Here is a 20,964-nt window from a genome sequence, read left to right on the forward strand (position 1 = left end):
TGTCAATAGTCACCTTTTCAGGGTGACAAACTTCTCAGGATCAGTGAGGACAGGAGCGTAGCCGCAGCCGGAGCTGTTTCCAGATTGTATTGTAACTGGACAGGACTGATGTAAGGCCGCATGACCAGATATATCGCATGAGCCGCCTCGTCCAGCGGGGTTTTACGTTCAAATTCTCCCGCCTGCCGCCCTTCAACAATGATTTGCTCAATCAGTTTTCGCAACCGTTCTTCATGAGCCTCTGCTGACGGCCACTTGTCCCGCGCCGCGACGGCAGCAATGTCGTAAAGCTTGCGATCGTGAAAAAACAGATCACTGCCGGCTTCAGTCAGTGCTCTGAATAAACGCCGCAATTTTTCGGAAGCTGACGGCGCATCAGCAATCGCTGAATTGACAATCGCCATGATCATCGCCAGCCGGTTGGTGCAGATCACCTCGCCGATCGCCTGCTTGGAATCAAAAAATTTATAGATATAAGCTTTTGAAAAACCTATCGCTTTTGCCAAATCGGAGACGGTGGTTTTTTCATAGCCAAAATGCCCGAAATGCTCTGTGGCCGCGTCCACAACCTGATCGCGAACACCGTGATCCGATGGCCCCCTTGGGGCATGTACATTTATATGTTTAGTCATTTTTCCAGCTTAGCTCAATGAGCCCTGATTGACAACGAGTGACCATTTGGTAATGTAGTCACTCCTCAAAATTGACTCAAGGAATATCAATGTTCCCCCTCCGTACTCCTGGCGTTAATACGTTAACCGAAGAACGGATCTGAGCACGTTTACCCGCCGGTGGTTGTGATGAGGAAATCAATCAATGTCTTTACTCGTTTCGTTTTACCCGCGCTTTTCGGGTAATAGACATAAACCGGTGGGTATGTTTTCCAGTAGCGCTCCATCACGGGGATCAGTTTTTCCCGATCCGGTTGTAAGCGGTGAATGGGTTCAAATAACCTTCCAATCCCCAGCCCGTTACGTATTCCGTCAGCCATCACCTCAATATCATTGCTGATTAACTGGCCGGGCATCTCAACGGTCAACTGCTCCCCGTGGTCATCCAGGATCAGGGGCAGAATTCGGTTGTTGGTGATGAAGCGATACCCGATAAGCTTGTGCTGATAGAGATCGGCGGGTGCCTCAGGCGTACCGTACTCGGCAAGATAGGCAGATGAGGCATACAGCCCTTCCCTGAAGGGCTTCATTAACGGGCGTGCCACTACGCCGCCATCCAAAATATCGCCAAAGCGGATCCCCAGGTCGAAGCGATCGTCAATGATATTCACAGTGCCGTCGTAAACTGAAATCTCTAGCTGGATACCCGGATACTGCTGACAAAACGCGGCCATCACGGGTTTGAGTATCAGCAAATACGCGAAGCGAGAGAGGGTAATCCTCACCAGACCTGACGGTTCCTGATTCTGATCGCGGATGCTTTGCAACGATTGCTCAAGCGAATCCATCGCTACTGCGGTTCGCTCAAGCAACTGCTGCCCGATATCGGTCAGCTCAATGCGCCGCGTGGTTCGTACAAAAAGCGGATGCCCAATGTGTTGCTCCAGCAACTTCAGGGCATGGCTCACTGAGGGAGGGGTAATTTCATGCTTACGAGCGGCCGCTGAGATACTGCCTTCCCGGGCAATACTTTGAAAAATACGTATCTGGTTATAAATGGCGTTATTCATAGCGTCATCCTCAAACAATAGCCACCTGATTGTTAGATACAGACTAAATATCCTTAAGTCAATGATGGCCTAATCTTCCCGAAAAAGTGAACTTATACTTCTCATCTGTTCAATCTGAGAGTCAGTTCGGGAGACTGAAATGCAAGTTCTATGTTTGGATAATTGGGGGCTGATATGCGGGATTATCGTGACAACCAGGATGCGCAACGCATTATCCGTGAGGTGTACAAAAGCGAATGAATAATATTCTGATTATTTCCGGCCATCCTGACCTGCGTTCATCCATCGGTAATGCAACCATTCTGCAAGAAGTGGCTGCTGCGCTGCCTGAGGCCGAAATTCGTCGTCTGGACTGGCTTTATCCTGACAGTAAAATCAACATCCAGGCGGAGCAGGACAGCCTGCTGAAAGCGGATGTGATTGTCTGGCAATTCCCTTTTTCGTGGTACTCGCTCCCGGGGATCATGAAGTTATGGCTGGATGAGGTTTTTATCCATGGATTCGCGCATGGCTCCATGGCAAAACTCGGCGGTAAAAAGCTTATCCTTTCATTTACGACGGGGGCTCCTCAGGCGCTGTATACCTCAGAGGGATTCTTTGGACATCGCGTCGAAGATTACCTCATCCCGTTAGAAACGACGGCCAGGCTTTGCAATTTTGAGCTGCTCAAACCTGTTTATACCTGCGGTATCAGCTATGTGGACAGGGATGCAGATAAAATTGCGCAACAAAAAACGATCGCAAGGGAACACGCATCACGGCTTATCGGGGTGCTTAATGCCGTCACCGACGGATACCCATTATCTTGATAACGTGCCATCAGCCGCAGGCTTTACCGGGGATCATGGCGAAAATTACGTCGAAAAAGAAAGATGTAAAACTGGTAGGCAGTTTATCGCACCACTGAAAAAGTGATTTTCCGTTATATGAATATTAACCCTCGACGATAAAGGTTATCTGTGAAAAACATTGGCGTAATGACCCTCAGTCTGATGATGAGCAGTTCCGTCATCGCGAAAGCAACGAATTCTCCGCACAGCCTGGTAATGAGTATTTTTGAGCTCAGCGTGAAACCGGATAAAAACCCGCAATATGATGAAATGGCAAGGGATACGATTTCCACGTCACTCGACGAGGAAGCGGGGACGCTGGCGATGTACGCCCTCAAGCATAAGGATCATCCGCAACAGGCTTACATGGTTGAAATATATAAAAACATAGAGGCTTATCACCATCACCTTAATTCTGCGCAATATAAGAAATTTATTGCCCATGCCCCTGAAATAATCAACCAGAAGCATCAGATAAAGTTAACACCACAATTTCTCAGCGATAAGCCCGTGATACAAAATTCAGGAACCATCAATAATCTGGTGGTTGTCGATGTGAAACCTGAATTTCAGGAGGCATTTAAACGTATTGTTCTTCCTGAAATGGCGGAGTCCATCAGAATTGAGCAAGGCGTTCTTGCTATGTATGCCGCAACGGATGTGAACAATAAGTACCGCTGGTATTTTTATGAAATTTACGCCAGCGAGGCGGCTTATCAGCAACACAGGCAGACGCCGCACTTTCGGGACTACATCGCGCAGACAGCACACATGGCCGTCAGCAAAGAATCCCTCCCTGTCGCCCCGCTCTCTCTGCGAAATAAAGGCGAAATACGGTTTGTTGAGTGAGGCTTCAGCTTAGCCGTTCAGACAACAGGAGAGGCGCTAACATGAAAAAGGTCATTGCGGCAGCGGCAATGTCGCTTGTACTTGCAGATGTTACGAATGCAAATGAAAAAAGAGGTGAAGCTATGTTGAAAACTGAACCATCAGGCCTTTCCGAGGCCGATATTCTGTCTGTCTCTCCGGCACTTGCCCGGTTTGGTCGCGAAGCCATTACGGAAGGATCTCTGGCAGCGCAATGCGCTTTCTCCACGGGACCGCAGCATGATTACCGTCGCCATCCTCATTGCCAGAAACCACCCCACTGAGTTGAAGTATTACCTCGAGGTCGCGCTAGACAGCGGCGTCACAGCGGCCGAAGTCTCGGAAATGATCACTCACCTTGCCTTCTACTCCGGCTGGCCAAATGCCATGTCGGCGATTGGCGTCACGAAAACTGTTTTTCAGGAGCGTGGGGTCAAGGTTGAAGATTTGCCTGACGCCTCACCGGAACTGTTACCGCTCAATCAGCAGGCAGAAAACCAGCGTTCGGAAACGGTGGAAAAAAATGTGGGTCCCCTTTCTCCGGGGCTGGTCAAATTCACCGCCACCCCTCTCTTCCTCGATCTCTGGCAGAGGCCTGCGCTGAAGCCCCGTGACAGAAGTCTGGTGACGGTCAGCGCGTTAATCGCTTCGGGACAAAGTGCGCAAATTAGTTATCACCTTCATCGGGCGATGGATAATGGTCTGACGGCTGCAGAAGCCGGGGAAATTGTCACTCAGGCTGCTTTCTATGCGGGTTGGCCAAATGCTTTTTCTGCAGCTCCAGTGGTGGGTGAAGTACTACGTACGCGGCGGCCCAAAGAAGATTAATACGCCTTACATGAGGGGTGGAGGGTTGTAGTACAACAATGAATTGATTCAACTAAAAATTAACCGTCAGAAACATTTCATGTAACCTAAGCGCACTTTTTTCAAATGGATAGCGGATACCCCCTACCGGAGAAATGCTCAGTGATTGATGATTCTGCACGGCGCTGGTTGCTCGCGCTTTCAGCCCCGATGGTGGCGATAAATGCCGGAGCGGGTGCCGCCTACGACTGCGATCAGTTTTATCCGTTTGATACCGGCGTGGATCTGAGTGACAGCTGGGGCATTGATTCCCGTGAAGAGCTGTTTGAGATGATTGTCAGGATGAGCGACAACGGCCACGCGGACGATCTGGCCCATTACTTCAGGCTCTGGCACCGCCTGAGCCTGAGCGAGTGGCAGGATTATGCGGCGCATCAGGCGCCGGACGTACAGCCCCTGCTGGCACTGGTGGCTGACAGCGCCGTGATGTGCGGTGACGGCGGGATCCGCGCCTGGGATTTGGCAAGAATGGGCTTCCTTTGCCGTATCGCGCTGCTTAACGGCTGGATAACGCCTGAAGAAAACCTGTGGTTGCACAGCCGTCTGGCAGCGCGAGCCCGTTACTATTACACCAGCTGGCAGCGCTATAACGCCGGGTTTATCATCGGAAGGCTCTACTGGCAGTCACTCAACGCTTCCAACGCCGATGCCCGGCGTTATGCCTTCAGTGCCGATGCCGGTAGCACCACCAATATTGAATTAATGCGCCAGCTTTACACGCATCCGGATAGCCCGGTATCCCAACTGCCGTGGCACATCGCGATGAATGAAATTGAGAAACCCGCATCATTGCCGGAGATGGATCTATGAGTAACCCGTCATGTTGGGAAACCCTGGGCATTGAACCGACGCAGGATCAGCAGGTGATTCGCCAGGCCTACCGCGTCCTGCTGCCCACCTGCCACCCGGAAAGCAATCCGGAAGGATTTAAGCGTCTGCGTGAAGCCTATGAACAGGCGCGGAAAGGCGTGGATGAACCCGCCGCCCTGATGCCATTTGAACCACCAGCGCCCCCGCCAGAAGCGCCAGCCGCCGATCCCACGGGCTTGCTTGATACCTTCAGCCAACTGCTCACCTCCCCCGCTGAGCGTTATCTGCCGATCAACTGGCTGCGCTTTATCAGCCAGCTCGACGCTCACCCGGTTGCCACCATCGACCAGCTCCGCTGGCCGTTACTGGAGGCCGTTTTGCAGGTGAACTTTGTCTCTGCCGACTGCCTGCTACTGCTGGCTAACCGCCTGCAATGGCGGATGCGTCTGCAGGAACTTGATCAGGACATGGGCGCACGGGCGGACGACTTACTGAACTTTGCCGAGGGCGGCGACATTTTCGATCTTTCGACGCTGGCCCCTCTCAGTCTGGCAGCGCAGGACGAAACGCTGGGTTATTTCCATCAGATTCGGCACTTTTACTGGGAACAACCGGCGGGCTGGTTGCGATATCTGCTGCAAGAACCGCGTGTGATTTACTGGCCCTCGTGCCCACGCCTGATGAAACAGATAGCTCGCTGGTTTAATGTCGCTGCCGAGTCCAACGCGGAGGTGCGTGACTACTGCCTGCGGCAACAGGAACGCCATCCCGATGACCCGGAGTGGCTCTATCTGAGCGCCAGCCACTGCGGCATGATGGGCGATAATGAAACAGCCTTCCCGCTGTGGGTCATCCTGCATGAACAGTACCAGCATGCCGAAGCCGAACAGTGGCTGCTGGCGTGGTGTGCCAGCGATTCTCCGGATTACCTGCCCCTGCTGATTCAGGCCTTTGACCGCCCGGATGTTCCGCCAGCGGCCTCCGCCACCGACGAGGAGGAAACCGCTTATCGGCCGCAGGCACAATCACCTCAAACGCTGGTGCGCTGGGCCGAAACGATACCTGTGGATGTGTCCCCTGTCGCCACTGACTTCATCAGCTGGAAATCAGGCCGCTATCGCGCGCAGGTGATGTTCCCGCATCTTTTGCAGGTCGATGGCTCGGATACACTGCTGCACCTCTACTGGCAGGCCAGCATGTTAACGATGGGCAATGAAGCCTTATTACAGGCGATCCTTGACCAGCCGCTTCCCGCGGCACCGCTGGAAGCGCTGATCTTACGCGGTCTGCAGCGCCAGGCCGCACAGCGCCTGGCGTGGCTTCAGGGCTCACCGGTGCTGGCAGCGTTCAGCGCGTGGTTATCTGCGCCAGAAGAGACGCCGCTGCCTGAAATTTTCGCCGACGGCGAGGGTGCCGCCTGGAAACAGAGCATCGCCTGGTTGTGGCACTGGCGCCCGCTTCCTCCTCACAGCCTGTCCAGGCTGGCGCAACATCCGGCGTATGGCGAGAGCGTGTTGCCAGCGCATACCAGCTGGCTGTGCTATCTCCTCGGTCATGCCAATATTGCCTTGCCGGAAGAGGACCAGACGCCGCCGCACGATGCGCTGCGTCAGGTGATGCTGCTGGAGACAATGCTCGAACTGGATATTGACAACATTTCCCTGCTCAGCCAGTTGAACGATTTCCCGCTGGATGAACAGCACCCCTTCTGGTCGATGTATCAGGTATTTACCCAAATTGACCCGGCTCAGGGCGATGAAGTTGGCCAGCTCAAAAGCCATCTGGATCTGAACAACTCGCTGCATTTCAACTGCTGGACCCGGCTACCCGTCAGTATCGAAGAGTATATTGCGCGGCGTGAAGAGCTCTCATCTAACTCGGCTCACTATTTCTATCGTTATCAAGCCGAGTGGCAGTCACGGCTGGAGCAATCCCCCTTCGCGTATCAGGCCCTGTACCACGCGGTTTTCCTGTCGCATGACAATGCGCAGTATGCACAGGACAATCTGGATGCTCTGGAGGCCCTCACCGCCAGCTCGCCAGAAGCAGCCGCGTTTAAGCAGCAATTGCTGTTACGCCAGTTGCCGGTATTTCCGACAGACGACACGGTTGCCAGTGGGGCAAGCGACGCGTCGGCAATCGCCCTGGGGATCCATCAGCTTGGCAGCAATCCGGAATATTTGCTGGATGCTAAACTGAGTGCCGCTGCCGGCAACTGTGCTGACGACCCCGCGATGGATATCGCGTTGCGCTTAGCGGCAGCGACGATGCTGCAAGTCAATACCCGCCGTCAGAATGCGTTCGCACAGTACCCGCAGCGCCGCAGTTATTTCTGGCAGTTCTGGCGGGTTAATTCACGCCTGGGTCGGGTGGGGTTGATATTGCAGATTGTGCTGGGGAGCGAGCTCGCTATCCTGCTGGTAAACGCGATTGTCGCTGAAGGACAGCTGGCGAATACCGCGCTGTCGGCACTGCTGGTGGTGATGAACGTTTACAGCGCGATCGTGCGCCGTGGACGGGATTTGGGCCTGGCCTCCGCGGATAAACTGAAAGAGATTAAAATTCCGGTGCTGAAACTGCTGGGGATGTATCTGTTCAAACGCGGGATGCCTGAGCCAAACCGCTTTGGCCCGCCACCCGGCTGGCGCCGAAAAAAATAGTCGGAAAAGTGTGTATGCCGCCCGGGTTCACGGGCGGCATATTTTTTTGGTTTTACAGCGTCATGTCCTTGAGCATGCCTTCCAGTTGATGACGCAATGGCGCGATACGGCTTTCCTGTTGGCTGGCTAACGCCATTTCAAACTCTTCTAACCACAGGCCAATCTGTCCACGGGTATCGCCCAGCGATTGCGCCCAGGATTTCTCCAGACGCGCCAGCAAGTTGCGGTTCACCAGCGTGTCGCGGGGATGAATTTTCACCGCCGTTAACCGTTCACGGCTGCGCTGCTGCTGTTCCGGGCTGAGGCCAATCGGGCTGTGGTCGATCACTTTACTTAGTGACTCACCGCTTTCGGGCAAATGCACATCCACTTCCAGCAATCCGTTAATGTCATAACTGAAGCGCACGTCGATATTCTGTAACGCGCCGTTGGGTTTGACCGGCACCTGTAATTCATCGATAAAAATATTGTTGGCGACCAGGGGATTCTCACCCTGATAGATAGCGATGCGGATAAACGTCTGTTCGACGTGACGGGTCGTGAACGTCTCCACCCGTGACGCCGGTACAACGGTATTACGCTCAAGGATCGGGGAAAATATCCCGCTCCTTTGCTCGCTGGCGGTGGCAATACCGAGCGTATAAGGGCAGACATCGGTGAGGATCACCTCTTCAATATCTTCATTACGCAAGCGACAGGCGGCCTGTGCGGCGGCACCGAGCGCAACAATGGTGGCAGGGTCCAGATGCTGGTGAGGCAACTTCCCGAACAGTTTCACCACCAGCTTCTGAATCACCGGCATACGCGATGCACCGCCGACCAGGACCAGATGATCAAGCTGCTCCGGCCGCAGACGGGCATCGTGCAGCGCCTGTTCTATCGGGGCTCGCAGACGCGTCATCAGCGGCAACCAGATCTGTTCAAGTTTCTCTTCATCAAACAAGAGCGTCCACGCCTTATCCTGCCACTGCCAGCTCAACTGATTCGGGGCATTATGCTGACCGAGCTGGCATTTTAGCTGTTCAGCACAATCGGAGAGGCGCGCCAGTTCGGTCGCGGGGATTGTCTCCGCGTTGAGCTTCCACTCACGGAGACAGGCATCAATCATCGCCTGGGTAAAATCTTCACCGCCCAGATAATTGTCGCCAGCCGAACCATGCACCTCGATCAGCGGCAGATCGTATTCCAGCACCGTGACGTCAAAGGTTCCCCCGCCGAGATCAAAGACCAGCGTGCGGCCGGTATTTTGGGTATGCAACCCGTAGGCCATGGAGGCGGCGGTCGGTTCGTTAATCAGCCTGACAGCATTGAGCCCTGCCAGTTCTGCGGCAAAGCGGGTCTGTTTGCGTTGTTCGTCGCTGAAATAGGCAGGCACCGAGATCACCACGTCGGAAATGTCATGACCAAGGTAAGCCTGAGCATCCGCTTTCAGGGATTTCAGCACCAGCGCCGATAACTCGGGCGCATCAAAGGTTTGTGTCTCAAGCCGAAACTGTTTCTTACTGCCCATAAAGCGCTTAAACAGCGCCGCTGAGCGCTGCGGATGGGTGGTCAGACGCGACAGTGCCGGGCGGCCAATCAGCATTTGTCCATCGTCATCCAGGCTCACCACCGACGGTGTTAAATATTCATTCAGCGCATTGGGGATCAGCCGTGCCTGGCCGTCCTGCCAGACGCTGATCAAACTGTTGGTGGTGCCTAAATCAATACCGATCGCCGGGACAGCCATCTTCAGTTCCGTCATGATTCTTTCTCATCAATGATGTGTTCCATCGATTTTATTCAATCATATTGAATTATAGAAGCCTTTGTCACACAGCAGAGTCACCATACTCTATCAAGCCGAGTGAAATTACCGGTGCTCGCTAGCCATCTGATGTTAGGTTCAGGGAGGTAACAGGGTGACAGTGGCCCACAAGAACGTGGACCCGGGGGTTTATCTGGCGTTATGCTCATCACGCTTTTGTTTCAGAGTAGAGGAAAGCCATTCCAGGAAGCCAAGAAGTGTTGGTGTGTGATATCTCGTATCCCCCACAGAGCCGTCGGTAAGTTCATTCAGGGCAACAACTGCGGACTCATTATCCGGGTAACATTGGCGGAAGTCGTCAATATTGGTAATCAGGTTATCGAGATAATAACCAGCATCTTCAACATAAATCTTAAAAGCAGAATCGACAATCTCTTGATAAGTTTCGCCATATTCATCGCTATCCTGTCCAAAAAAAACGATAAAAAAGGTACTGATAGTTGTGAATTTTTTCATTTTTAAAGCACCGGGGTCATGGCAATACTGAAACCGTTTTCCATCACATTTCCCTGTTATTAAACAATCCAGGGCTGAGGGTAAATAAGTGGGGTGACGCGGTAAATATTATCCTGTGCGACATCCTCTTTCTATAAAAACACTGACACGGCACTGTCATGTCACAAGTTCCCAGGGGTGAGCAAATAGCCACGGCGCTCGCTGGCGGCGTTTATTTTCCTGATGCTGCGGATCGGCAAAAGGAATGCTGTCGATCAGCGATCGCGTATAGTCACTGGCAGGCCGGGAGAACAACTCACTGACCCGCCCCTGCTCAACCACATGACCGTCTTTCAATACCAGCGCCGACTGGCAAAGGCTGCGCACCACCGCCAGGTCGTGGCTGATAAACAGGCAGGCAAACTGATACTCCTTTTGCAGATTGCGCAGCAGTGTGAGGATGCTTTCCTGGATAGAGACATCCAGTGCCGAGGTGGGTTCGTCAGCAATTAATAGCTGCGGGTTCAGCGCCAGCGCACGGGCAATCGCAATGCGCTGGCACTGCCCGCCTGAAATCTCATACGGATATTTCTGCTGCCATTCGGCGGGAAGCCCAACCTCCGTGATTAATGACGTCACCCGCTTGAGGATCGCCGCCTCTTTTAACGTGGTGTGCGTGCGCAAGGGTTCAGCAATCGACTGGCCGAGCGTCATGCGGGGATTCAGCGAGCTAAGCGGGTTCTGGAAAATAGCCCCAACCTGCGATTTAATCGCTTTGCTGCGCGTGCGGCTGGGATGATAAATCGCCTCGCCCGCCAGCGTCAGCGTTCCCTGGTGCGGTTTAATGATGCCCAGCAGGCTGCGACCCAGGGTGGTCTTCCCCGATCCGGACTCCCCCAGCAGGCCGAGGAACTCGCCTTTGCCGATGTTAAAAGAGACGCCATTAACAATATTATGGCGCTTGCCAAACCCTGCCGGATAACTGATGTGCACGTCATCCACCCGCACCAGTGCCTCAAACGTTTCCTCAACGGCGACCGGTGTTGATGTGGATGATGGGATCGCCGCCAGCAGCTGGCGGGTATAGGCACTTTCAGGCGCGCGGAACAGGGTTTTTGCCGCACTGTTTTCCTCTATTTTCCCGTGCCGCATTACAATCACCCGCTGTGCAATATCAGCGACCACGCCCATGTCGTGGGTGATCAGCAGCAGCGCCATACCGGACTGCTGGTTCAGGCTGAACAGCAGGTCGAGTATTTCCTGCTGAGTGGTCACGTCCAGCGCAGTGGTCGGCTCATCGGCAATCAGCATCTTCGGGCGTCCGGCCAGCGCCATCGCGATCATGATGCGCTGGATCTGGCCACCTGAGAATTGATGAGGGTAGTTCTTCAGGCGTTTATCCGCCTGCGGAATGCCCACCTGCGACAGCAGCTCAATGGCACGCGCCTTGCGCTGTGCAGCCTTGAGTGACGGATCGCACAGGGCAATCGACTCATCCAGCTGGGTGCCGACGGAGAAAACCGGGTCGAGCGATGACGTCGGGTCCTGAAATACCATCGCGATCTCCCGCCCTCTGAGGGTGGAAAGTTCAGTACGATTTAACCTCAGCAGATCGATACCCTGAAACAGGATCTTGCCGGAAACGATGGCATTCGCCGGTAATAATCCCGGGATCGCCTGCGCAATGGCCGATTTTCCAGCCCCCGACTCGCCGATGACGGCCAGTATTTCTCCGGCAGCGAGACTCAGGCTGACCTGATCCACTGCGGTCACGCCTGCGTCCTGCCCCGGATAGCACACGGACAGCCCTTCAATGTGGAGTAACGGTGTGTTATCCGGCATTGTCGATTAATCCCTGCGCCAGCCAGCTGTCTAACCGCGGAATGGCGATCGCATAGACTTTAAACGCGCGCTTCAGGTTTTCAATCGACACAAACTCGTCAGGGCCGTGCGGAGAGCCATGCCCGTCAGGGATAAAGTCAGGGCGCTCGCTGACGTTTTCACCGTTAAACAACGCCGATGCACCCCGGCCAAATCCCGGGCCAAAGGTGATGGCGTTCGGCAATACCCGCGCATGGGTGCCGCCGCCCATGGTGTAAGGGTCGGTTTTGGCGTCCGCTATCGCGTCATAGGTTTGCTGCAAGCGCTGCACCAGCAGGCTGTCTTTATCCACATGCATCGGCACGTCGTCACGCAGGATCGTTAAGCTGCCGTTCAGCGGCGCAATGGTCTGTTTCAGCGTCGCCAGCAAACCGTCTTTATCGGTAAAAATCGGATAGCGAATATCCAGATAGATCGCCACACCGTGCGCATTCGAGATCGCTAATCCCCCGTTCAACGTCAGCTTACCGGTCTGCTCATCTTCAAAGGCAATACCCGCTCCGTGCCCCCAGGGATCGGCCAGCAGCTGCGCAATCAGCGTTGCCGCATTGAGATCTGCATCAACCAGCAGCCCGGCACCCACGGCGGCATTCAGCAGCAGCGGGATGGCATTTTGCGTGTTTTCAGGAAAGGCGGCGTGCCCGGATTTGCCATGCGATACCAGCAGCACATCGCTGCCGTCAGGCGTAATCGACAGCGATTCGCGCAGCCCGGCCGGTAATCGGGCAAGCGCGCTGTCAACGGTGGCAATGTCCGTCGCGGTCAAACGCAGTGTCGCACTGGCCGGAACGGCATTTTCCGCCACGCCCGCCGACAGACGGGATAACACCGGGCCGGTCGGGATCTGTAAAATCAGGTTCAGACCGCCTTTTTGCGCATAGTTGACGGGGAATGCGCCATCGGTGATCACGGAAAAGCGCGGAACCGGCCCGTTTTTCGCGAAGTATTTCATGTCGCCCATACCAATTTCTTCTGCGCCCCCGTAGATCACGCGCAGCTTGTGATGCAGGGAGACGCCGAGATCGCGGAAGGCACGCAGCAGGTAGAGGTCCAGCAGCGCCGGGCCTTTGTTATCCGATGCCCCGCGGCCAATAACGAAACCCTGTTTGTGGAACGGTTCGAACGGCGCAAAGGTCCAGTTATCGCCAGGTGGCACAACATCAAGATGCGAGATCAGCCCCAAATCCTGGGTCGCGTTGCGGTTATCCGCCAGCACAGACAGCGCGTGCCCCTGATGCGCTTCGGTGGCAAAGCCCAGCTTCTCCGCCTGCGCTTTAACGTGCTGGAAAATCGCTTCCACCTCGTTACCATAGGGTTTGCCGTCCTGCGCTAATTTCTCATCGGCAATGCTCGGATAAGCCACCCATTGCAGCAGGTCCTGAATGAATTCTTCACGGTGTTGCTCAAACCACTGTTCAATTTTTTCCGAAAAAGCGGTCTCCTCTGCGGAGAGATTTCCGGTAAAGCCTTTTTCCTGCAGTGACTGACTCATGCGCTTTTCCTTTTTTGGGAGAGTTTCAGCGAGTGAAGGTGGATATCTTTCACCGGGACCGCAGGCCGTGGATTTAACACCCGGGCAAGCCCCTCGCCGATAAAGTTGATCGCCAATACCATCAACACAATGGTTAAGCCGGGGGGGATCCACAGCCACCATTCGTCATCAATGACTCTGATACTTTGCGCCGCCGACAGCATGTTGCCCCATGACGGCTGCGGCTGTTTGACGCCCAGCCCGATAAAGCTCAGCGCGGCTTCGGCAAGAATCGCATTCGCCACCGCGAGGGTAAGATTTACGACGATGGGCGCGCAGGCATTCCTCAGCAAATGCCGCCAGACAATCGTGAAGCTGCTCACGCCCATGGATTTTGCGGCCTGAACATAGCCGCTTTCGCGCAGCGACAGCAGTTCAGCGCGCACCAGCCGGGCGATGCCCGTCCAGTGAAGCACGCCGATGATCAGAATCACGTTCCAGACGCTGGCACCCAGCAGGGCGGCGAGAGTTATCGCCATCGCGTAAAAGGGAAAACACATGATGATGTCGGTGATGCGCATAATGATCATATCGGCCACACCGCTTTTATAGCCCGCGATGCTGCCGAGTACGATGCCGATCGCCGCCTGAAAGAGCACCGCGGCCAGCGCGACCATGATGGATACGCGGCCGCCGTAGAGCAGCCGCGAGAAGACATCGCGGCCAATGTCATCGGTACCCAGCCAGTGTTCGCTGCCGGGCGGTGCCTCAATATTGTAGAGATCCATATCATCGGGGTTGTAGGGTGTCAGCCAGGGCGCGAAGAGGGAAAAAGCAGCAAGCAGCGTCAGTAGAATCAATCCACTGACGAAATAGTGATCCTTCAGCAGGGGATGCAGCCGGGTTCGCGGCCGCAGAGCCGCGTCATCATGGTTCAGCATCATCGGGTCAGCCTTACTCGCGGGTCGGCGAGTGCATAGAGAATATCCGCGAGGATATTGATGGCTAAAGTGATCACCGCCAGAAAGAGCACAATGCCCATCAACAGGGGAAAATCGCGTGACTGGATAGCATCAAAACTCAGACGTCCGATGCCCGGCCAGTTAAAGATAATCTCGGTCAGCAGCGTTGCCGAGAGCAGCGCCGGGATCTCCATCCCCACCACGGTAATCAGCGGTTTGGCGGCATTTTTCAGCAAATGCGGATAGATCACGCCCGATCGCCTCATTCCCCTGGCGAACAGCGCCTTGATAAAGTTCTGGTTAATTAACTCGCTGATGCTGGAACGCAGGTAACGGCTAAAAATAGCGATGTTGCCTAACGCCAGCGTGACTGCGGGCAAAACAAGGTGTTTAGCCACATCGACAATATGATCAAAACCGGTAAGGTGACTGCCCAGCGTAGAGACGCCCGAAACGGGAAACCAGCGCAGATTCATGGCAAAGACTTTCACCAGTAAAATGGCAATAAAAAATACCGGAATGGAGAGGATGACAAAAGACAACAGCGAGACCGCGATATCCGCCGTAGCACCACGGCGCAGACCGAGATAAATCCCCAGCGGCAGCGCCACGATTAAGGTGATCAACAGCGAACTGCCCGCCAGCAATAGCGTGTTGAAGACCCGTTCACCGATAAGCGTGAGTACCGGTGCCCCACTCTGTAAGGAGTAACCGAAGTCACCCACCATCGCTCGCGAAGCCCAGCGCAAGTATTGCAGCCATATCGGGTCCAGGTAGCCAGCCTGACGCAGCATTTCCTGTTTCTGCTCTGGCGTTGTTTCGGGCGAGATCATGCCGACCAGCGGATCGCCGGGCTGTAACTGTATTAAGAAGAAGACCAGCAGCGAGATGCCGATAAGCACCGGAACAGCGATCAGTAACCTGTGAAAAATAACCCTGAACATAAAAAATCCCGTGCTGAAGTGAACGGGTTTTACAGAAGAGGTGCTCTGTAAAACCCTGTACCGTGCAATGCGTTACTGTTTTACGCTCCAGCCAGCGACATCGGCGAAAGGTTCATAAGGGTAAGAGTGATAGCTTGTTATTCGCTTACTCAGGGCGTAGCCGATATTGGGGATGTAGAGCCAGGCGTGCGGCACTTCTTCATTAATCCCGGTTAACCACCCGCCAACGCTGGTCTTGAGGGCGTCACGGTCGATGGTGGCATTAAACTGACTGGCGAAAGCGTCCAGCTGTGGGGTGGAGAATCGTTCCCACCAGAAGTTGTTATCATATTCGCCAGGCCTGAAAGTCCCTCCCATCAACACGCCATCGTAGACTTGCGCTTTGTCCTGCAAAATAGAGAGCGTGGCGTTGAAGTCGGCGACGTTAAGCACCACGTTGATGCCGATTTTTTTCAGGTTTTGCTGAATAACGGGTGCGGTGAGTTCGCGGGTGCGGTTCCCTGTCGGGTAGTTAATGGTTAGGGTGAAATCTTTGCCGTCTTTATCGACAACGCCATCACCGTTGGTGTCTGCCCAACCGGCTTCTTTTAATAACGCCTTCGCCTTTTCAGGGTTATAGGCATAATTATTTAACGCTTTAGGGTAGTAAGGGCTGTGCGGATTATCTTTGGTATTGAATATCTGAGCGTGACCGTAGAGTAATTTATCGACAATCGCCTGTCGGTCAATGCCATAGACCAGCGCCTGTCTGACCCGGCGATCGGACAGATTTTTATTGCGCGTATCCAGTGATAAATACTGTGCACCTACGCCCGGCTGCTCAATAATCTGAATGCCGGCATTTTTATACGTCTGTAAATCGCGGCCATTCCATGATGAGAGTTCAGCAATATCAACGTCGCCATTGATCAGCTCATTCTGTACCGTCTGTGCGTTAGAGACTTTAAATATCAGCGTTTTGGTTTTCGGTTTTCCGCCGTAATAGTCGTCGTTGCGTTCCAGCTTGACGTACTGATCCGGGAGAAACTCGACAAACTTGTAAGGGCCGGTGCCGACCGGGTTGCGCAGCAGGTCAGTCGCTTTATTCCACTCTTTAACCGGGACTTTGCTCCAGATATGTTGGGCCAGCACAGGACGGTCGGCAAAGTGAGAGAAGGCCGCAGCATACGGGGCTACAAAGGTGAAGCTCAGGGTTTGCGCGTCAATCACCTTGATGCCCGCTAAACGGTCCGTTTTACCCATATGGTAATCCTCGTAACCCACCAGGTGTTTGACAAAGCCAGGGGTGTCTTTCGGGAAGCCCGCATCGGCTTCGGTGGCATAGGTAAAATAGACATCTTCCGCGGTAAACGCGGTGCCATCATGCCATTTCACGCCCGGTTTTAAATGCAGCGTCAGTGTTTTTCCGTCAGCCGAGTAGTCATATTTTTCAGCGAGAGACGGTTTTGGGTTTTGCTGTTCATCGAGGGTAAACAAGCGGCCAAACAGAGTGAATATAACCGCGCGATCGTAGTCAGTAAAATAAAGCGTGGGATGGAAGTTACCGCTGGGATTGCTCCATATTGCGTAGCGAATAATATTATTACTGTTGTTATTCTCTGCCGCTGCAACGTTAAACGCCGTCAGGCTCATTGCCGCAAAAGCAATGGCTTTTGAAAATCCCTTCATTCCCACCCCAGATAAAGTTGTCATAATTCACCCCGTCATTTTACTTCCAGAGGTAAATTAATAATAAGCCCATCGTTAATACGCTATTTTTAACAACGTTACTGTTTGAAACAAACACAAGCAAATAGAATGATTGGTAATGGTTATGTGATTATGTTGCAAGTGAGGTGACGGCACGCTGACGCCCACGGGCGCACAGCCAGATTCGCCAGCTGGCTGAAAATTCGTTATTATCCGCTCCCACTCGCTACCGGGGCAGTCTGATGTCTGTGATTTTCGATACCTTTATTGCCCCACCCTGCCATGACAAGATTGAAGTCCTGTATCAGGACGATCACCTGGTGCTGATCAATAAACCCGCCGGGCTGCTCAGCCTCTCGGGGAAAAATCCGCTCAATCTCGATTCAGTGCATCACCGGCTGGTACAGCTTTTCCCCGGCTGCACACTGATCCACCGGCTTGATTTCGGCACTTCCGGGCTGATGGTGATTGCACGCAATAAGGCGATCAATGCCGCCCTTTGCCAGCAGTTCAGCCAGCGTACGGTGACCAAGGTGTACAGCGCACTGTTGTGCGGGCATCTGGATAATGATGAAGGGATCATTGATGCGGCGATTACCCGCGATCCGGCGCTGTTCCCGCTGATGTCGATTTGTGCCATCCACGGTAAACCCGCCCGCTCCCGCTATCGGGTTGTTGAGCGCATTGTTCGGGAACAGGAAGACGGGACGTTACTGCCTGTGACGCGGGTACAGCTCACCCCGGAGACCGGGCGCACCCACCAGCTACGCATTCACTGCCAGCAGCTGGGCCACCCGATTCTGGGCTGCGATCTGTATGGCGGTCGCCTGTTGCCAGGCACCGAACTGACGCCGCGGATGATGCTGCACGCCAGTGAATTACATTTTGTTCATCCGATCAGCGAAGCGCCGATCAACGCCTGCAATGCCTCGCCGTTCTGATTTACCACATCAAATCATCAGGCACTTTGAAATCAGCATACGGATCGTCTTCGTTTTGCTCTTCCAGGCTCAGCGCGCTATTTAACACAATGCTGCCTGCATCGCGCTGCGCAATCTTATCGGCGACCACGGCGGGAATGATGACGTATTCGCTTTCGCCGCTGTTGCCGAGCAAACGTGCAATGGCGAGGCGACCGCTGATAAGCTGAGCTTGCGTGGCCTTATCGACGGCGATTTTCTTAATCAGGTTGTTATCGGTGAAATTAAAATCAATGTTGCCTTTGGCAATGTCGACTTTGTTCATCTCAATCAGCTGCTTCACCTGCGCTTTATACTCTTTCGATAACGCCGCCTGCTTCTGCTGTTCACTGAGCAGCTTATCCCGCTCGATCTGCGCTTTTTTATTCTCTTCTACCGCTTCTCTGGCCTCACGGGCCTGAGCCTTAGATTTTTTGACCGTTCTCTGAACTTTGGCCATTTTTTTGCTGCTGACTAATCCTGCTTTCAGCATCTGCTCTTGCAAGGTGAGTTTTGTCATGTTCGCTTCTAAATCCGTTGAATAATGCGGGGGATTATACCTTTAATTTTTAGGGCTGTACCAGGTTGCGCCAAAATAGCCAGCCTTGCTGGATGGCCCCACAGGCTGTTTACTCTGCTACTGCGCACTCTCTGCAAACGGCACTTTCACTTCCCGACTGACGGTGGTGGTTATCTCAGACTTATCGGTAAACGACGGCCAGTCGGAAGATTTGGTGATGAACTCCCAGGCATAGTACGCCTTCCCCTGGTCCAGTATTTTCAACTGCAAAACACGCCAGCTCTCATCGTGACAATGGGACTTGCGGGCATAATCCTGTTCAGAGAAACAGGCCCGGATCATTTCACGGGAGGAAAACAGAATATCTTTGAAGGCGGCGTTGTAACTTCCGTCATCATTCAACTGCATAAAGTCGGCGTAATTTTCTTCACGCCCGCCGCCCGAATACCCCGTCGACCATTGCGACACCAGGGCCACCGCCTGCTGGCTTTTACTCAGGGGATATAACGCGGGGTAGAGTGTGACACCGTTTGCAGACAGCTCATCATCACCCTCGTTCTTATCACTGTGACTGTGATGATACGGGCTAAAATCCCACGTTCCTTTCACGCGCCAGGTGCTGCCCGTTTTCTCAATCTTCATCAACTCGGGGGAGGAATTGATTAAATAGACGGTGTTCGCATCGGCCTTGCTCTTCCATAAGGTGGTTTCTTTCCCGGCGTTACAGCGATCTTTTAAAGCGGCACACAAACTGTTGTACTGATCGCTGCCGCTTTTCACCGCCGTCAATGCCAGCGGCCTGATGGAAGGTGGCACCTCAGCCGCCAGGACGGATGCCGATGCCACGGCCAGAAACGGAACCCAAAACCTGATCATAGTGCTCTCAAATAATGATGACGTATCAAGCAATTATGAAGAATACGCAAAACGATGCAAAGCAGTAATCAACGCAGGCGCGTCAGATGTCGATATAACGCAGTCGCCTGCGCGTGCGTGAGGGGGGCTCCAGGGCCGCCTTCGCTATTGCCGCACCGATATCAGCGCTGACGGTAATACCCTGCACAAACGGCCGATCGTGCATTAAATAAGGCAAGGCACCGAATGCAATGCGCCCCCGAGCACTCTCCGGTGACAGCAATGTGTAATCGTTACCGACGTCAGGAATCTCATCCCCACAGGACTGCAACTGGGCGCGCAACGTCGGAAATGGCAGGTCACGGGTCTTCAGCGGTTTTTGCCCGCGGGCATCAATAAAGACATCAAACACCCGCGTTTGCCCTTCAGCGGAAATCACGGTCTGGTTGTCATCTTCGTGCAGATGATAATCCTGCCCGAGGGCCTGGATGCTGATGATCCCGGCCTCGCGCAGCGCCAGCAGTCGACGGATCGACTGTGATGGAATAGCGGCATAATTATCGATAAACACACGGGCCAGACCACCGTTGAATCTTTTCGCGTCTTTGTCATTGAGAAAAGGGACGATTTCTTCAACGGCTTCGTGTAAACGCAGCACGGTATAACGCCAGGCCACCGTGTGTTTTTCGCGCTTATTGCGCTCGACTTCATTAAGATTGGCGCAGGCCCAGTGAAAAGGGTCATGCTGATGCCGATCGGCGAACCAGGCTGCGGAAAAACCGTCGACGTCCAGCGTCCGCAGCGAGATATGTTGGCTCCAGGCCGGATCGCTTTGTGCCATCTCCTCAACCATCAGCCCGAACACCCGGTCAAGCAGGCCGTCCGCTCCCTCCGCAATGGCGTTTTCGATGGCCTCTGGCGTGACGATGCTCAACGGTTCATAAGGGATCGGGCAATAAAAATCGGCCTCCGGCAGGATGCCTGTGCGCGACATCAGCGTGATGTTCAGCCGCTCACTTCCCTTATTCAGTCTGAAGGTTATCTGTTCGTCATCGCCTTCTTTAAATGTCCCATGCTGAGCCACCACTGCCATTGCCGCATCAATGCCACTCAGCGACGTGCCCATAATGCCGACTTCACAGGGGGGAATACGGGCATCCATGAGCCCGGACCAGGGGCTGGGAAAAAAGGTGCGGGTCGCCTTGCTGTCATCAGGCCAGACATGCCCTGTGGCAATCACCGCAAGATCAAACAGCGCCGGGATGCGTTCACCCTGCGCCCAGATATGCACGCCCTGGGAGGTGGCTTCCAGATCGGTCACCTTGCACGCTTCGTGGATATTGACTTCAAAACCCTGGCGTTTAGCCTGAGCGACGATTTCCAGAAACTGGTGGCGGAAATATTCACCCAGCAGGATCCGCGGCAGGAACTGCCGCACATGCAGGGAAGAAGCCTCGACGCCATAGCGGGCCAGATGGCTGTCACTCAGGGTGCGCAGCCACGCAATATAGGTGATAAAAACAGGCGGAATTTCAATACTGGCGATATTGGCCAGCATCATCCGCGAGTTATCTTCATCGCTGTAGGGCATGCCGACGCCCGCCTCGGCGGCCTGCTCATAGACAGAGACAGACAGCGGTTGCGGATTGCCCAGCAGTGCGTAAAACGTATAAATGCCTGTTGGTCCCGCCCCGATGATGGCTATCTTTTTCATTGCTGCTCCCGC

General features: G+C 54.0%; 17 protein-coding genes and 1 pseudogene. 6 read left to right on the forward strand and 12 right to left on the reverse strand.

Features of this window, described 5'->3' with window-relative positions:
• Positions 1–17: 17 nt before the first annotated feature.
• Positions 18–632 carry a TetR/AcrR family transcriptional regulator gene (locus FY046_RS02245; RefSeq protein ID WP_133841643.1) on the reverse strand — a complete coding sequence of 205 codons (615 nt, stop codon included), beginning with the start codon at positions 630–632 and terminating at the stop codon, positions 18–20.
• 149 nt (positions 633–781) lie between these two features.
• Positions 782–1,681 (reverse strand): LysR substrate-binding domain-containing protein, encoded by a 900-nt coding sequence (locus tag FY046_RS02250; protein WP_133841641.1) that lies wholly within the window; start codon positions 1,679–1,681, stop codon positions 782–784.
• A 236-nt stretch (positions 1,682–1,917) separates the two neighbouring features.
• Here FY046_RS02250 and FY046_RS02255 point away from each other — a divergent pair, with 236 nt between their 5' ends.
• From FY046_RS02255 to FY046_RS02275, 5 genes and pseudogenes are all read left to right on the forward strand, one after another.
• The gene (locus FY046_RS02255; RefSeq protein ID WP_446185689.1) at positions 1,918–2,490 is read left to right on the forward strand and encodes an NAD(P)H-dependent oxidoreductase; all 573 of its coding nucleotides are present in this window, start codon (positions 1,918–1,920) and stop codon (positions 2,488–2,490) included.
• 150 nt (positions 2,491–2,640) lie between these two features.
• Positions 2,641–3,360: a putative quinol monooxygenase gene (locus tag FY046_RS02260; RefSeq protein WP_446185690.1), complete on the forward strand. Its 720-nt coding sequence runs from the start codon at positions 2,641–2,643 to the stop codon at positions 3,358–3,360.
• Positions 3,361–3,401: 41 nt separating this feature from the next.
• Positions 3,402–4,206 (forward strand): annotated as a pseudogene (locus FY046_RS02265) (carboxymuconolactone decarboxylase family protein).
• A 141-nt stretch (positions 4,207–4,347) separates the two neighbouring features.
• Positions 4,348–5,055: a DUF1266 domain-containing protein gene (locus FY046_RS02270; RefSeq protein ID WP_446185691.1), complete on the forward strand. Its 708-nt coding sequence runs from the start codon at positions 4,348–4,350 to the stop codon at positions 5,053–5,055.
• Positions 5,052–7,715 (forward strand): hypothetical protein, encoded by a 2,664-nt coding sequence (locus FY046_RS02275; protein WP_446185692.1) that lies wholly within the window; start codon positions 5,052–5,054, stop codon positions 7,713–7,715. Before FY046_RS02270 ends, FY046_RS02275 begins: the two co-directional genes overlap by 4 nt.
• Positions 7,716–7,767: 52 nt before the next feature.
• Here FY046_RS02275 and FY046_RS02280 read toward each other — a convergent pair whose 3' ends face one another.
• The 7 genes from FY046_RS02280 to FY046_RS02310 all read right to left on the reverse strand — a co-directional run bounded on the left by FY046_RS02280 (position 7,768) and on the right by FY046_RS02310 (position 16,907).
• The gene (locus tag FY046_RS02280) at positions 7,768–9,450 is read right to left on the reverse strand and encodes an Hsp70 family protein (RefSeq protein ID WP_446185790.1); all 1,683 of its coding nucleotides are present in this window, start codon (positions 9,448–9,450) and stop codon (positions 7,768–7,770) included.
• A 201-nt stretch (positions 9,451–9,651) separates the two neighbouring features.
• A complete protein-coding gene (locus tag FY046_RS02285; protein WP_446185693.1) occupies positions 9,652–9,978 on the reverse strand; it encodes a hypothetical protein in 327 nt (108 codons plus the stop codon).
• A 156-nt stretch (positions 9,979–10,134) separates the two neighbouring features.
• On the reverse strand, positions 10,135–11,799 hold the full coding sequence (locus tag FY046_RS02290; RefSeq protein ID WP_446185694.1) for a dipeptide ABC transporter ATP-binding protein: 1,665 nt from the start codon (positions 11,797–11,799) through the stop codon (positions 10,135–10,137).
• Positions 11,789–13,330 (reverse strand): Sapep family Mn(2+)-dependent dipeptidase, encoded by a 1,542-nt coding sequence (locus FY046_RS02295; RefSeq protein WP_446185695.1) that lies wholly within the window; start codon positions 13,328–13,330, stop codon positions 11,789–11,791. The genes FY046_RS02290 and FY046_RS02295 overlap by 11 nt, the downstream gene beginning before the upstream one ends.
• On the reverse strand, positions 13,327–14,253 hold the full coding sequence (opp4C, locus tag FY046_RS02300) for an oligopeptide ABC transporter permease (protein ID WP_446185696.1): 927 nt from the start codon (positions 14,251–14,253) through the stop codon (positions 13,327–13,329). The genes FY046_RS02295 and opp4C overlap by 4 nt, the downstream gene beginning before the upstream one ends.
• On the reverse strand, positions 14,250–15,215 hold the full coding sequence (locus tag FY046_RS02305; RefSeq protein WP_133841635.1) for an ABC transporter permease: 966 nt from the start codon (positions 15,213–15,215) through the stop codon (positions 14,250–14,252). The genes opp4C and FY046_RS02305 overlap by 4 nt, the downstream gene beginning before the upstream one ends.
• 72 nt (positions 15,216–15,287) lie before the next feature.
• Positions 15,288–16,907 (reverse strand): ABC transporter substrate-binding protein, encoded by a 1,620-nt coding sequence (locus FY046_RS02310; protein WP_446185697.1) that lies wholly within the window; start codon positions 16,905–16,907, stop codon positions 15,288–15,290.
• 239 nt (positions 16,908–17,146) lie between these two features.
• On the opposite strand from FY046_RS02310, the gene FY046_RS02315 reads away from it, so the two are divergent.
• A complete protein-coding gene (locus tag FY046_RS02315; protein WP_159336403.1) occupies positions 17,147–17,845 on the forward strand; it encodes an RluA family pseudouridine synthase in 699 nt (232 codons plus the stop codon).
• 1 nt (position 17,846) lies between these two features.
• Here FY046_RS02315 and FY046_RS02320 read toward each other — a convergent pair whose 3' ends face one another.
• The 3 genes from FY046_RS02320 to FY046_RS02330 all read right to left on the reverse strand — a co-directional run bounded on the left by FY046_RS02320 (position 17,847) and on the right by FY046_RS02330 (position 20,952).
• Positions 17,847–18,383 (reverse strand): DUF2058 domain-containing protein, encoded by a 537-nt coding sequence (locus FY046_RS02320; RefSeq protein WP_133841633.1) that lies wholly within the window; start codon positions 18,381–18,383, stop codon positions 17,847–17,849.
• A gap of 117 nt (positions 18,384–18,500) precedes the next feature.
• Entirely contained in the window at positions 18,501–19,259 is a 759-nt protein-coding gene (locus tag FY046_RS02325; protein ID WP_421504986.1) for a hypothetical protein, read from the reverse strand.
• 82 nt (positions 19,260–19,341) lie between these two features.
• Entirely contained in the window at positions 19,342–20,952 is a 1,611-nt protein-coding gene (locus FY046_RS02330) for an FAD-NAD(P)-binding protein (RefSeq protein ID WP_446185698.1), read from the reverse strand.
• Positions 20,953–20,964 lie beyond the last annotated feature (12 nt).

The organism is Erwinia sp. 1181_3 (genome assembly GCF_052824965.1).

What these genes read in the sequence shown, in the direction of transcription:
- FY046_RS02245 (WP_133841643.1), bottom strand. Translation starts at nt 632, where the DNA reads ATGACTAAACATATAAATGTACATGCCCCAAGGGGGCCATCGGATCAC.
- FY046_RS02250 (WP_133841641.1), bottom strand. Translation starts at nt 1,681, where the DNA reads ATGAATAACGCCATTTATAACCAGATACGTATTTTTCAAAGTATTGCC.
- FY046_RS02255 (WP_446185689.1), top strand. Translation starts at nt 1,918, where the DNA reads ATGAATAATATTCTGATTATTTCCGGCCATCCTGACCTGCGTTCATCC.
- FY046_RS02275 (WP_446185692.1), top strand. Translation starts at nt 5,052, where the DNA reads ATGAGTAACCCGTCATGTTGGGAAACCCTGGGCATTGAACCGACGCAG.
- FY046_RS02285 (WP_446185693.1), bottom strand. Translation starts at nt 9,978, where the DNA reads ATGAAAAAATTCACAACTATCAGTACCTTTTTTATCGTTTTTTTTGGA.
- FY046_RS02290 (WP_446185694.1), bottom strand. Translation starts at nt 11,799, where the DNA reads ATGCCGGATAACACACCGTTACTCCACATTGAAGGGCTGTCCGTGTGC.
- FY046_RS02295 (WP_446185695.1), bottom strand. Translation starts at nt 13,330, where the DNA reads ATGAGTCAGTCACTGCAGGAAAAAGGCTTTACCGGAAATCTCTCCGCA.
- opp4C (WP_446185696.1), bottom strand. Translation starts at nt 14,253, where the DNA reads ATGATGCTGAACCATGATGACGCGGCTCTGCGGCCGCGAACCCGGCTG.
- FY046_RS02305 (WP_133841635.1), bottom strand. Translation starts at nt 15,215, where the DNA reads ATGTTCAGGGTTATTTTTCACAGGTTACTGATCGCTGTTCCGGTGCTT.
- FY046_RS02310 (WP_446185697.1), bottom strand. Translation starts at nt 16,907, where the DNA reads ATGACAACTTTATCTGGGGTGGGAATGAAGGGATTTTCAAAAGCCATT.
- FY046_RS02315 (WP_159336403.1), top strand. Translation starts at nt 17,147, where the DNA reads ATGTCTGTGATTTTCGATACCTTTATTGCCCCACCCTGCCATGACAAG.
- FY046_RS02320 (WP_133841633.1), bottom strand. Translation starts at nt 18,383, where the DNA reads ATGACAAAACTCACCTTGCAAGAGCAGATGCTGAAAGCAGGATTAGTC.
- FY046_RS02325 (WP_421504986.1), bottom strand. Translation starts at nt 19,259, where the DNA reads ATGATCAGGTTTTGGGTTCCGTTTCTGGCCGTGGCATCGGCATCCGTC.
- FY046_RS02330 (WP_446185698.1), bottom strand. Translation starts at nt 20,952, where the DNA reads ATGAAAAAGATAGCCATCATCGGGGCGGGACCAACAGGCATTTATACG.